At 53.1% G+C, this 12,209-nt stretch carries 11 protein-coding genes; 6 read left to right on the top strand and 5 right to left on the bottom strand.

Annotation, left to right across the window (positions count from 1 at the left end):
* Nucleotide 1: 1 nt before the first annotated feature.
* Both VE954_RS36035 and VE954_RS36040 read right to left on the bottom strand, forming a co-directional pair.
* Nucleotides 2-763 (bottom strand): ABC transporter permease, encoded by a 762-nt coding sequence (locus VE954_RS36035; protein WP_324962245.1) that lies wholly within the window; start codon nt 761-763, stop codon nt 2-4.
* The gene (locus VE954_RS36040; RefSeq protein ID WP_324962246.1) at nt 760-1,701 is read right to left on the bottom strand and encodes an ABC transporter ATP-binding protein; all 942 of its coding nucleotides are present in this window, start codon (nt 1,699-1,701) and stop codon (nt 760-762) included. Before VE954_RS36040 ends, VE954_RS36035 begins: the two co-directional genes overlap by 4 nt.
* Nucleotides 1,702-1,896: 195 nt before the next feature.
* Here VE954_RS36040 and VE954_RS36045 point away from each other — a divergent pair, with 195 nt between their 5' ends.
* The 5 genes from VE954_RS36045 to VE954_RS36065 all read left to right on the top strand — a co-directional run bounded on the left by VE954_RS36045 (nt 1,897) and on the right by VE954_RS36065 (nt 7,834).
* Entirely contained in the window at nt 1,897-4,194 is a 2,298-nt protein-coding gene (locus VE954_RS36045) for an adenylate/guanylate cyclase domain-containing protein (protein ID WP_324962248.1), read from the top strand.
* 135 nt (nt 4,195-4,329) lie between these two features.
* The gene (locus VE954_RS36050) at nt 4,330-5,409 is read left to right on the top strand and encodes a hypothetical protein (RefSeq protein ID WP_324962250.1); all 1,080 of its coding nucleotides are present in this window, start codon (nt 4,330-4,332) and stop codon (nt 5,407-5,409) included.
* 240 nt (nt 5,410-5,649) lie between these two features.
* The gene (locus VE954_RS36055; RefSeq protein ID WP_324962251.1) at nt 5,650-6,366 is read left to right on the top strand and encodes a TonB family protein; all 717 of its coding nucleotides are present in this window, start codon (nt 5,650-5,652) and stop codon (nt 6,364-6,366) included.
* A gap of 70 nt (nt 6,367-6,436) precedes the next feature.
* Complete coding sequence (locus tag VE954_RS36060; RefSeq protein WP_324962253.1) at nt 6,437-7,003, top strand: hypothetical protein; 567 nt, start codon at nt 6,437-6,439, stop codon at nt 7,001-7,003.
* A gap of 114 nt (nt 7,004-7,117) precedes the next feature.
* Entirely contained in the window at nt 7,118-7,834 is a 717-nt protein-coding gene (locus tag VE954_RS36065; RefSeq protein WP_324962255.1) for a hypothetical protein, read from the top strand.
* Nucleotides 7,835-7,882: 48 nt separating this feature from the next.
* Here the strand turns inward: VE954_RS36065 and VE954_RS36070 are convergent, their stop codons facing one another.
* The 3 genes from VE954_RS36070 to VE954_RS36080 all read right to left on the bottom strand — a co-directional run bounded on the left by VE954_RS36070 (nt 7,883) and on the right by VE954_RS36080 (nt 11,451).
* Nucleotides 7,883-8,284, bottom strand: coding sequence for a hypothetical protein (locus tag VE954_RS36070; RefSeq protein WP_324962257.1), 402 nt, complete (start codon nt 8,282-8,284; stop codon nt 7,883-7,885).
* A gap of 182 nt (nt 8,285-8,466) precedes the next feature.
* A complete protein-coding gene (locus VE954_RS36075; RefSeq protein ID WP_324962259.1) occupies nt 8,467-9,405 on the bottom strand; it encodes a hypothetical protein in 939 nt (312 codons plus the stop codon).
* Nucleotides 9,406-9,477: 72 nt separating this feature from the next.
* Complete coding sequence (locus VE954_RS36080; RefSeq protein WP_324962261.1) at nt 9,478-11,451, bottom strand: SpoIIE family protein phosphatase; 1,974 nt, start codon at nt 11,449-11,451, stop codon at nt 9,478-9,480.
* 99 nt (nt 11,452-11,550) lie between these two features.
* Between VE954_RS36080 and VE954_RS36085 the strand changes: the two genes are divergently transcribed.
* A partial coding sequence (locus VE954_RS36085) for a class I SAM-dependent methyltransferase (protein WP_324962263.1) occupies nt 11,551-12,209 on the top strand: 659 nt, incomplete at its 3' end.

Here is a 12,209-nt window from a genome sequence, read left to right on the forward strand (position 1 = left end):
CCTAAGTCTTGATGCGGTAACCGGTTCTGAAGATGATCCAGACCGCGACCAGACTCACGAGTAAAAAGAGACTCGTAATCCCCAGGCTGGCGCCGACACTGACATCGGCGCTGCCGTAAAAACTCCAGCGAAATCCACTGATCAAATACACCACCGGATTGAACAGCGTGATCTTTTGCCAGATCGGTGGCAGCATGCTGATCGAATAAAAGCTGCCGCCCAAAAAGGTCAGCGGTGTCACCACCATCATGGGAACGACTTGCAGCTTTTCAAAACCATCAGCCCAGATCCCAATGATAAATCCAAAGAGACTGAAGGTGAGTGAGGTGAGCACCAGAAACGCCAGCATCCACACCGGATGCTGAATGGAAAAAGTCACAAAGAGTCGCGCCGTGATCAGGATCACCGTGCCCAGAATAATGGACTTGCTGGCCGCTGCGCCCACATACCCACACACAATTTCAAACGCCGAGATCGGCGCCGATAGGATCTCATAGATAGTGCCGGAATACTTGGGCATGTAAATCCCAAACGAGGCATTGGAAATGCTTTCCGTCAGAACCGAGAGCATGATCAGACCCGGAACGATAAACGCCGCATAACTCACGCCGTCCACTTCCGCCATGCGCGAGCCGATCGCCGAGCCAAAGACGATAAAATACAGCGATGTTGATATCACAGGTGACGCGATGCTTTGAAAAATGGTGCGAAAGAAGCGGGCCATTTCGAAAGCATAGATGGCTCGAATCGCATAAAAATTCATGGGCGCCCCTTCACAAGTCCGACGAAGATATCCTCGAGTGAACTCTCTTTGGTTTGAAGATCCTTGAAATTAATGCCATGTTCGCCGAGCCGACGGAGCACGTCCGCGATCCCGGTTTGTTCGCTCTGCGCGTCAAAGCTATAAATCAGCGTAAGGCCGTCTTTGCTAAGTTCCAAGGACCCACTGCTGAGCGCGGGTGGCAAGGCGGCGAGGGGCGCCGGAAGACTCAGAATAAGCTGCTTTTTGCCGAGCTTCTGCATCAACGCTTTTTTGTCCTCGACCAGGATGATCTCGCCTTTGTTGATGACTCCCACGCGATCGGCCATCTCCTCGGCTTCCTCGATATAGTGCGTCGTCAGGATCACGGTCACTCCACTCTCGCGCAGCCCCCGCACCATCTGCCACATATCGCGCCGCAGCTCGACATCCACACCCGCCGTGGGTTCATCCAAAAAGAGAATCTGGGGCTCATGCGAAAGCGCCTTGGCGATCATCACCCGTCGTTTCATCCCACCCGAAAGTGTCATGATACGGTTATCTTTTTTATCCCAGAGCGAAAGGTCGCGCAGAATTTTTTCGAGCCAGGCGGGATTGGGCGCCTTGCCAAAGAGCCCCCGACTGAAACTGACCGTACGCCAGACGCTTTCGAACACATCGCTCGTCAGCTCCTGGGGCACCAGCCCCACTTTGCTGCGGGCCGCTCGATAGTCGCGAATGATGTCATGCCCATCCGCCTTGATCGTACCCTGGCTCGGGTTGACGATGCCGCAAATGATATTAATAAGTGTGGTCTTGCCGGCTCCATTGGGGCCCAGCAAGGCAAAAATTTCCCCGCGCTTGATCTCGAGGTTGATGTTACGCAGCGCCTGATGACCCGAAGCGTAAGTTTTGGCAAGACCTGTGACTGAGATAATCGGCTGATCCGTTCCTTGCTTCATGTCTTCACCTTGAACAGGGTTCCAACGTACCCTAGCATAGGCTGGAGGCGCAGTCCAAGCGCAAGATCCCCTGCTGCACAATTCGGCAAAAGCTGCATCCCGGCAAGGTGCGCTCCTTGTTCCAAACGCAAGGTCTGTCTACCATAAAGGGAGAACGTCGGGCTCTCTGCGAGGTCTGTATGCTAGGGTTCCCCTATGAAGTCTAGACGCGTTCCGGGTTATGTAACCCTGGCAGCCGCCGGACTCATTTTGCTGCTCTATGCCCTTGGGGTCATTCGATCCCTTGAGGACAAGAGCGTGCGACCTCTGGAATTCAAACTGCGCGCCTGGATGCAAAAATCCCCCACGCTGGATCCTCGGCTTAAAATTTATTCCTATGATGATTCCACGCTGCGCTTCGTCAAAAAACCTGATCTGGATTTTGAACTTTGGCTGAAGGTTCTGCAGGGCATTTCCGCAGCCGGTCCTCGGCGCATTATGATTGATAAGATTTTTGGTGTCGTCGATATCAACACATCACTGGAAACAGTGAACCGCGAATTCCAGGCGATCCGCAGCGATGTGATCACCGCCGTCTATGCCGTGCCGAATACCATCAAATTTAAAGCTCCGCTCACGGCTGACTTCAAGGATTTCGAATTGTCACGCTGGACCGCCCCTTCATCATCCCTTGCGGATCTCGACTGGATCCCTTTGAAGCCGGGCTATGTTTATGGGCCCGATCCCGAGCTTCTTCAGGGCTTCCATCAGTTTGGGCATATTCTGTATCAGGATTTTGGTACCGTGAACCTGTTTCAGCGGTATGATCCTGCCCACGCCGTTCCTCACTGGAGTCTTCTGGCTGCTGATGACATCAAGCTTGATGCCGAGGGCCTGCAGATCAATCAGAAGGCGGTGCCGCACCACGACGGTCAGGTGGCCGTGAATATGGTGGATGTGGAACTCCTGGAACGCAATATCTATGGTCTTGCCTCCGTGATCCATCGGGTCCGCGGGGGGCAAAGTCTGGAAAAAAGCATTCGACCGGATCAGCTGGTCGTGATTCTCCCTGCCATGTTCACAGGCAACACCGATCGTGTGGACACGCCTCTGGGGAGCGTACCGGGATCCTATGTTGTTCTCTCGATGATCAATAGTGTTTTGACAGGACAGTGGATTCATACGGTGCCGGCCAGTCCCTGGGAAATCATGCTCTTTGCCGCCATCGGCTGGCTTTTGGCCTTGCGTTTTCATGCGATCATTTCCCCTGTCCTGCTGCTTTTGACGATTGTCCTGACAGCCTGCAGTGGGGTTCTCGCCTTTGTCTGGGCCTCCTGGCAACTGCCGTGGTTGTCAGCCAGCCTTGCCTTGGGTGTATCGGGCCTGGCCAACCTTCTCTGGATTGCCATGGTCCGGGTGCGCGAGGCTCAGAAAATCACGCGTGCCGTATCGGGTCTGGTCCCTCAGGAGCACATCACGGCCTTGCTCAAGCGCGAAAAAACGCTGGAGTTCGAACCGACTGGACACGTTGTCAGCATCATGTTCGTCGACATCGTGGGCTTTTCCTTAACGACCAAAAAGATGTCGGCGAATGAAACCTTTCAGCAGCTGAAGGCTCTGCTGGGCGACATCACGGACATTGTGCACAGGCACCAGGGCACGATCGATAAAACCTTGGGTGATGGTCTGCTTTGCTTCTTTGGTTACAATGTGCTCGGCGAACAAACTTCGCAGCATGCGGACCAGGCCGTGGCTTGTGCGATCGAAATCCAGCGCCAGGTATTTCAAAATAGTCTGAAGGCTCATGCGGAGGGCAAGGCTCTTTATCCTCTGCGCATCGGCATCAACACATCGTCGGTTTTCATCGGCAATATCGGCAATAAACAGCGTTTTGATTTCACCATGATCGGTGATGGGGTGAATTTCGCAGCGCGCCTCGAAACCGCCTGCGCGCCGTTTAAAATCATGATAGGGCCAGCGACCAAGGCTCAATTGTTGCGGCTGAGCCCGGAACATCCCAGCATGCAAAAACGTTTTGTCATGGTTAAACACACATCCGAACTTCTGGAAGCCTGGGAAGTGGATCCTTTCTTCAAGACCGATGCGGATATCGCGAGCATGGAAAAGCTCTATTGGAATTACGCCGGCATCTCCCAGCGGGAAGACCGGCATCCGGTGGCCGACAGCGGACTGCTGCGCCTGCACACCAATATCGGCCGCTTTCAACTCCTGAACTATTCCATGTCCGGGATGGGGCTGAAGAGCGATGTGTTCCTGGCCCAGGGGGTCGTTTTTAATCTGACCCTGGAGCCGGTCGATCCTGACATCAATCATGAACTGCAGCAGTGGGGTCTGTCGTCCCTGATCGTCGAGATCTGCTGGGGTAGCCAGCGCCATGACGCTTTTGAACACGGCGTAAGATTTGTGGGTCTCAACGAAGAGCAAAAAAATCGCATCTTTGCGCTCTTTCATTCCCGCCTGCGAAATTCATTGCGGAAAACAACATCGTACTAACAAACATGATCCTCCGAAATATTCGCTCTTTCTCCAGTCCTTTTCAAGGCGTGGTGCACTAACTCATTTTGTCTAGTGCAGCGCCGATACGTAGGTATGGAATCCCCTAAAAAAAGACTGTCGAGGATCGCGCCTATGCTATGGTCGACAAAATTTTTGACTGTCTTTCTGCTCGTGCAGTTTCTCGCCAGCGCCTGCGAAGATCCTAAGGACACTCGCAATATGCCGTCGTCCGACGATGCGAGTGAAGAGCAGCTGGCAAGTTCACCAGCACCGGTGACCGGATCCTATCTTCGCTGTGCGTATATTGAAGATCCCAATACCGCCGGCACCACACCGGTCGGCTGTAATCCCTATGATGAGAATAATAAGGTTATTGACCTCGACATTATCGGAACGGAAGCCCAATGGTCCTTTCAGAGCCGGCTGGCTGTGACCTTTAGCAAAAATTATGTCGATCCAAAAGGGGTCCGTTGGCAGGGACGCTTTGATTTCGCGGCCAATGAGATCATCGACCGCGCGACGCAGATCCTCGAAACCCAGATCACTTTGAATTTCCTAAAGAATGGCACCGGCCAACCCATCACTTTGCAGGATAAGATACGCAACCTCTTGCGTGGTCTGGCCGAGCATCGGTTTATCAAGATCGCCTATCAGTCCATTCACATGAATGCGCCTGCAGAGACCGGACTTTTGCCCGACATCGTGGACTTTGAATTCAAGATCAATGGCGTCTGGGAAAAGGTGAACATTCGCCTGGATACGCTGGATTTTGCGGCTCAAACGATGCAATCCGATCGCTTCAATTTTAAATTCCATGGCAGCGAAGTGGACTGGAAAATGTACCTGGGGACCGGGATGGGCAAAAACCTTGCGAACATGTTTGCCGACACGCCCGAGGTTTTGGTCTGGAAAACAGCCACGGCCAATGGCTGGACGTTTGACCCCAAGTCATCCTTTGAAAACAAAGAGCCCTACAATCTGAAGGACATGACCAGACCCATTGAATTAATCATCGATATGGGGATGAAGAAGAGTTTTCATGGCTTTCGTCTCGATGGTGGACTCTCCAACCCCGGACGGACGTTCCCTAACGGTTTCCCGGATCGCTTTTATTTTCTCTATTCCGACGACAATATCAAATGGACCAAAATCGAAGGCAGCGAGTCGACCCTGGACGGCCGCAGTTTTCACGAATGGTCCTGGGATATGTGATCCCAACCTCGCCGTCCACCGCACGTTTGAGGCCCTGACTGGGGCCTTTTTTTTTTGGAAAAAGAACAGGCCTCCTCACCCCTTTCCCCTTACGAAATGCTCAGCTCTAACCCCTTGCCAATATAAGCCAATACCTCCATTCCTTAAGGTAGTTCCAAAAAATCCGATAGTGCCTGGGGATCTCGTTGAGTAAGGCGGGACCTCGTGGAGCGGACTGGGACCATGTGGAGCTGGATGAATATGCGAAATTTGATTCGAAAAATTGATCTCAATGCCCCCTGGCTGGCTATCATCGGATCGATCCTTCTGCACCTGGCTGTCGTCGTTGCGATGCGCTGGCAGCAGAGTCAACCCAAGTCTGTCGTGATCGAAAAACCGCCCGTGGCGCGCATACGTATTCTCTCCAATCCCAACGGCGATCCTCGGACAGCCATCAAACCGGCTGAAGTCAAGGCCCAGCCTGTGGCCAAGCCGAAACCGAAAACCAAACAAAAAGCCAAGCGTAAACCCAAGGCCAAATCAAAAATAGCCAAACGCAGCGTCGCTAAACCGCAAAAGCCCCAGGAGGAAACCCCTCCGCCGCCGGCCGCGGCAGCCCCGCAAAGCTTTGGTGATAATAAAACCATCGGCATGGTGGGCACGGGCGTGAGCAACACGACCGGTCCCAGCGATCCCAACGCGAATACCGACTGGCTGCCGATTGAGCAGGTCAAACCCAAAATGCCGCGCGAGGCGGCTCTGAAAGGGATTGAAGGCTTTATCACCTTCACCTTTGATATTGATGAAGACGGCCGGGTGGAAAACATCCGGGTCGCCGAAGCCGAAAATCGCTCGGTTTTTGAAGAAGAAGCCCGGCGGGCCGTCCGTAAATTCCGTTACCGTCCGCGCAAGATGAACGGTCGTCCAGTCCGCGTGGTGGGACATACGTTCACTGTGGTCTTTAAATTGACCCATTGAAAATGGCCCTCGGTAGGCTGGCCTTATCGATTCCTGGTATAATGGAATCTCGATAAGGAGAGGGCGTCTCATGAAAAAGATAGTCATCATCGGTCTTACTGTGGCCACGACCCTGGGTGCGGGGTTCTATTTTTATAAAAAATCCAAATCTGCGCCGCAGGATGACGAGATGATCGTCGCTCCGGTTTCGCAGCCGCTACCGGACCGTGAGGAACCCATACCTGCGGAAGCGGCTGTTCCCGAACCATCGGCCCATGAAGCGGCACCGCCTCAAGCCAAGAGCAAATCCAAGGCCGCATCTGGTCATTTTGAAATGTCACGGCCCTCGCCTCATCATGACGAACCTGATCCCAACGATAATCCAGGCTTTGGCAAAGCGCGCGAGAAGCGCCTTCACGATATTTTTAAAACCGACAAGGATCTGGTTCGATCCGTGCTCGTGAAAAAAATCCAGTGCCGAGTGGACACTTGCATCATCGAAGCGGAAGCCAAAGATGGTGACGCGGATCGCTTTCAATCCCTTATGTTTGCGCTGACCAAACAATACCCCTGGCTCGGCAACAAAATTGATGTGACCACACCGGAGAACAATCCTCAGGTGGCTCGTTTCGTTTATTTTCAAGAAACTCCAAAGTAACTGTACCCCGGGAGTGACAGCCAGTCGGCAGCTTCCCGCCCATTCATTCGCGTCTTGCTGCGCCGATTCATCTGCAGGAGTCCACTCGACCCCTCGATCACTTGGGAGAACTGTATGCAATTCAAGACAGCCTGGTTTCTGGCTTTGATCGGACTGGCCTGGCTCGACCGGAGCGCCTCCGCGCAAACGCTCAGTCAGGTCTACGGCGATAGCCTCACCAAGCAGGCCCAGACGCTTTATATCAAGGGTATAGCCGGCATGACGACGTTTGACAGTGAGGCGGCCGGCAGCAAGGAAACCCGCACCACCACAGAAACAGAATTCGGCGGCTGGATGGGCGAATCCCGCGTCGTAGGTTTGAAGGTCAATCATGCCTATCATGATGTCCCCTTCGAGCTTAATCAGTCGCATTCCAGGTCAGCCATGACTGATGTCAGGTTGCAGGCCAGGGTCTGGTTTCTGCAGCCCTCCATCGGTGTTTCGTTGACGGAATGGGATGTCACCGGCGCCGAGGGTCCTACGGTTGGGATCTTTGCAACAGGTATCAACGCTGGCCTTGGTCTAGTGATGAATCTGCATCAGGGTCTGGTTTTCCATGCTGATCTTATGCGTGTTCAAAGCCTGCGAACATTCGACAAGCTGGACCAGGGCGCTGAGCTTGGCGATCGTGAGGACGTCGATACACACTTTGCCTTTGATCTGACGGAACGCATTCTGGATTTTGTGGTGGGATATCGGATGCGCAGTTACACGCTGACCAGAGAAGAAATAACCTTCAAGGAAACCAGTCAGGGCGCTTATGTAGGGCTGCGACTCGGCTATTATTTCTGAAGCCCAAGAAGCGGCGGGCGCCTGAGACCCGCCGCATGAAACCAACCGTCAACGAACGAGAGTATAGCCTTTTTCGCGTGCACCGGCCTCGGTGGCGAAGCACTCGCGCACATCGGACTTCTCAGCGCTCAGCATCTTGTCATAACCAGGGCTGTCTTTTGCGTAGTAGATGCCACGGCCCATATCAGCTGCGATCGGACAGGCCACACCCTGAATTGCGGCGCCTGCTTTTTTCGCACCCGTGCTGACACCAGTCGCAACACCCGCGGCGACTTCACGACCACCTTCCTTGATATTTTCCCAGCCTTCTTTAAAGTGCTCTTTGGCCCCGGTGGTTTCGGATTCCGCCTTGCGTTCGGCGGTGGTTTCTTTGGGCGATTCAGCGGCATTGGTGCCCGAGTGCGCACAGCACATAAGAGCCAGAATCGCAGGTAACATCATTAATCTCATGTTCAACTTCCTCGTTGAATGAAAGTCCCAACCGGACGCATTATCCGGGCCAAGGTTTTCAATGCAAGGAACGGGCACAAGTTGCGGTGCACGCAAGAGGGTAGGATCGTAGGGAGGAGCTACGGCAGATTTGTAGGGAAAAGAGGACAGCCTGTCCTCACCTCGTGACATCCGCCAGGCCTTTACAGCTTCAAGGGTGGCACTACAAATTCGACCGGCACGTTTTCCTTGGCGCTGAACTGCAGGATCGCATCAATACCCTGGCGCAACTGGGGCAAAAACTTTTGCGCCGTTTCCTGGTGAAAGCCGATCGACACATAGATATCTTTCTTTTGGTCCTTTTTCCAAAGCTCCACGTTGTTTTGGAATGTTTGCAGAATCACCGGCCCGGTCACGTAATCCGCAAGACAACCGTTGTTCGGGAGCTGCTTGATGGACAGCCCCTGGCCCAGGTTGATGGTATAGGGCTGACTGGTTGATGTAATCTGCGGCCAGAGCTTCCCTACAACAGGATACAGAAGCGAGTGACCCCAACGCTCCTTCAAATATTCAGCCGATGTCGCGGAAGAATCCAAGGTAATGCCTTCCCGGACCAACGCTCGAAACACATGATTGTCCGCCTGCCATGCACCAGCACGGAAACTGCGCGGGCGTTCGAACCTATGCTTCATCAAAGTCCTGATGCTGAATCGTATGAGTTTTTGCAGTTCCTTTTCATTATAAGCCGCCATATTCACATCATGACCGCAATCCGGATCGCATTGACTCAAATCCATCGGTCCCCGAAAAGCCGGCTCGGTACGAAACTTCACACCTGCGGCCTGGACGAGACTACGCCACGGGTGAATGTGCAAACCCTGCTCGTCATGTGGGCGCAAAACAGAGCGGATCGCGGCTGTTGTGATCGGGGCGTCCGTATCCGGCTTGGTATAATAAGCAGCATTCAAAAAATGTTGCAGAGGGATCTTCGGATAATCATGACGAAAATGTTCCATCACCGCGAGGTTCTGCGGGTCCAGATTGCGTCCTTCCCAATCGACACTGACTACAATACGCAGAGCCGCGCTTGCCGATGCTGGTAAAGCCAGAGCCAGGATAAGGCCGATAAACTTGAGATGCATAGGGTTTCCTGTCCAGGTTGAACACGCAGCTCCCTTTGTACAGGACTTGGGCAACGGTCTCAACCGTCAGATTCAGGCACTGGCCTGCCCGGTCCGGGAGGCGGGAGGTTGGAGTGACCTCAGCTTGAGGATCAGAAGCGTCATGTCATCGGCGTAGTTCACGTGCTGGCTGGGGGTGATGGATTCCCAAATGGCATCAAGGACGGCCTGCGGTTCCATCTGGCTCTTTAAACTGTTGGCCATTAAATCCATGCGGGTTTTTTGCGAACGCCCAATGTCGTTTTCAACAAGACCATCTGTAAAGAAAAGCAGCATATCATTTTCTGTCAGAGTCAGAGGAACCGGCGTCAGATGGCTGGTCGAATGAAAGCCCATCAAAGATCCGCCTCGCAGCAGGGTTGACACCTTGTCACCACTCTTTAAAAAGATATTGCGGTGCCCTGCATTCAGATAAATGGCCTGACCGTTGCGATTGTCGATACCCACCAGCACGGCCGAAGCGAAATGATTGGTGCGTGCGAAATAATCACACATCACCTGATTCAAGTCACTCATGATCTTCGTGCACGATTCTTCCAGATCAAGTCCCGTGGAAAGCAGACCTTTCACGGTCGCATTCAATGCTCCCGTAAAGGCTGACGAGATGATGGCCGCTGTGATCCCATGACCGCTGACGTCGCCCACCACAATGTACGAATAATGCCCCCGCGGATCCTGCAAGCAACTGAAAACATCGCCGCCGCTTTCTTCGCAAGGTCGATAGCGATAGGCCAAGGTAAAATGGTGTGGATCCAAATCATTTTGCATCAGCGCGGAATGGGCGAGCCCGGCTGCCTCCACCGAGACCTTGAGTACCGATGCATTGCGCGTCGCTTCACGCAGGTGATAGGAAAGCGTGAAGGAAAGGAACAGGCTTTGGATGAGAATACCAAAATGCAAGGCATAGACAAACAACGGCGCTCCTGGAATAAGCCCGACCACCAAACCGTTGAAAATCGCGACACCGATGATGGGAAAAACCCAGGACATAAGATAATAGCGGGCAATGTTCATGCGATGGCGCAGGGCCGTGAAACTTGTCACACAAAGAATGACAGGAAATGCCAAGGCGATATTGGAAGCGGTTTGCATCATCGTGGAATAGGGCAGAATAAAAACTGAAATAAACATGATGGCCTGCACGGTTGTCCAACCCATAACGATCCGCGTCAGCCGTTGGGAATAGGATGGAATCTCCAGAATTTTCAAGGTGAAGAGGGCCCCAAAGGCCAAGGAGCTAGACATAACCAGGACATTAAAGCGCTTGTTCCACCAAAAATCATCGTGGAAGATATATTCCTGACCATAGCCATCCCAGGCAGCGAACATCGCGAGCCAGGACAGGGTATTGAGGAAATAATAAAGATAAGCCTGGTTGAACGTATAGACATAAAATGCGAGGCCATAGAACGCGGCCACCGCCATGATGCCCGCAAAGAGACCATAAAGAAGATCCTTGATGCGAATGTGCGAAGCAAAATAGGCGGCCGAATGCAAATGGATAGGCAGCACAATCGTATCCGAGCTGGCAATCCGCAGATAGAGGGTCGTCTGGCTCTGCGCGGGCAGATCGATTTTATGCGTGGGCAAATTGTTTTGAGCCGAACGCTTCCCAACGGGCGTTGCGACACCGGCCTCATATTGAACCCAGTGGCCGTCTTTCTGCATAAAAAGGCTGAAGTGATCGATCCAGGCTATCGCCAATTCCAAAAACAGCTGGCGTTCCACATCCGTGGCATTGCGCAATTCAAATCGGTACCAGTAGGTGGATTTTGCATAGCCAAAAGCAGGGACAAGGAAGGGGTTGGGTTGGAATTCCTGCTGACGGACAGCTTCAAAATCGAGCAGGCCTGTGGCATCCTCATGGAATTCAAAATCACGACCTAAAAGTCGCGTGGTGAAGGACTCGTCGATCGTCACTACGGCTGCGCGCGCGTGATCCAGCCTGAGTAAGGTCAGCAGCGCCACAAGCCAGAAATAATATTTTGAAAATCGCCATTTTCCCATGACAGCCTATCGGTTGCGTCCCCCGGAGGTTAAGCAATTTCCTAAGGATCCAGGTGAGTTTTATGTTATCTTTCGTCAACGTAAGAACAGGAGGCCGCCATGAATCATCTCATTTACATCCTGCTTCTAGGGTGTCTGCACTCACCGGGTTTATGGGCGGGATCTGCAGCCAAAACATACATGGGCCGTGAGCTGGCCGACGTCATGGGGCCCGCTGGGATTGAATGGTTGGAACGTGACAGCCGAGAATCCGAGGAAAGGCTGACGCTGTTGATGACCGCACTGGCTCTTAAGCCTGGTATGCAGGTGGCGGACATCGGCGCCGGCAGTGGCGTCATCACGCGGATGATGGCCTCACGGGTTTTACCCGGAGGTATGATTTATGCGGTGGATATTCAGCAGGAGATGCTCGATCGTCTCACTCAGGAGAATACGAAGGCTGGCATCAAAAATGTGAAGCCGGTTTTGGGTGGCATCAAAAGTCCGAAGCTTCCACCCGGATCCCAGGATCTTATCCTGATGGTGGACGTGTATCACGAATTCAGCCATCCTTTTGAAATGATGAAAAGCACGACGGAAGCTCTTAAAAAAGGGGGCCTTCTGGCCTTGGTGGAATACCGTGGCGAGGATCCGAAGGTTCCCATCAAAGCTGATCATAAGATGACCGTGGCCCAGATCCGCAAGGAAATGGGCCGCAAGGAACTGAACCTTGAATTTGTTCGGGTGGATTCCAGCCTGCCGCGTCAGCATCTGGTGTT

Source organism: Oligoflexus sp. (assembly GCF_035638955.1).
GTDB lineage: Bacteria > Bdellovibrionota_B > Oligoflexia > Oligoflexales > Oligoflexaceae > Oligoflexus.

Bases quoted from the DNA above. Each gene is read 5' to 3' on its own strand.
- VE954_RS36075 (WP_324962259.1), bottom strand. From the start codon at position 9,405: ATGCATCTCAAGTTTATCGGCCTTATCCTGGCTCTGGCTTTACCAGCA.
- VE954_RS36065 (WP_324962255.1), top strand. From the start codon at position 7,118: ATGCAATTCAAGACAGCCTGGTTTCTGGCTTTGATCGGACTGGCCTGG.
- VE954_RS36080 (WP_324962261.1), bottom strand. From the start codon at position 11,451: ATGGGAAAATGGCGATTTTCAAAATATTATTTCTGGCTTGTGGCGCTG.
- VE954_RS36045 (WP_324962248.1), top strand. From the start codon at position 1,897: ATGAAGTCTAGACGCGTTCCGGGTTATGTAACCCTGGCAGCCGCCGGA.
- VE954_RS36060 (WP_324962253.1), top strand. From the start codon at position 6,437: ATGAAAAAGATAGTCATCATCGGTCTTACTGTGGCCACGACCCTGGGT.
- VE954_RS36050 (WP_324962250.1), top strand. From the start codon at position 4,330: ATGCTATGGTCGACAAAATTTTTGACTGTCTTTCTGCTCGTGCAGTTT.
- VE954_RS36035 (WP_324962245.1), bottom strand. From the start codon at position 763: ATGAATTTTTATGCGATTCGAGCCATCTATGCTTTCGAAATGGCCCGC.
- VE954_RS36040 (WP_324962246.1), bottom strand. From the start codon at position 1,701: ATGAAGCAAGGAACGGATCAGCCGATTATCTCAGTCACAGGTCTTGCC.
- VE954_RS36070 (WP_324962257.1), bottom strand. From the start codon at position 8,284: ATGAGATTAATGATGTTACCTGCGATTCTGGCTCTTATGTGCTGTGCG.
- VE954_RS36055 (WP_324962251.1), top strand. From the start codon at position 5,650: ATGCGAAATTTGATTCGAAAAATTGATCTCAATGCCCCCTGGCTGGCT.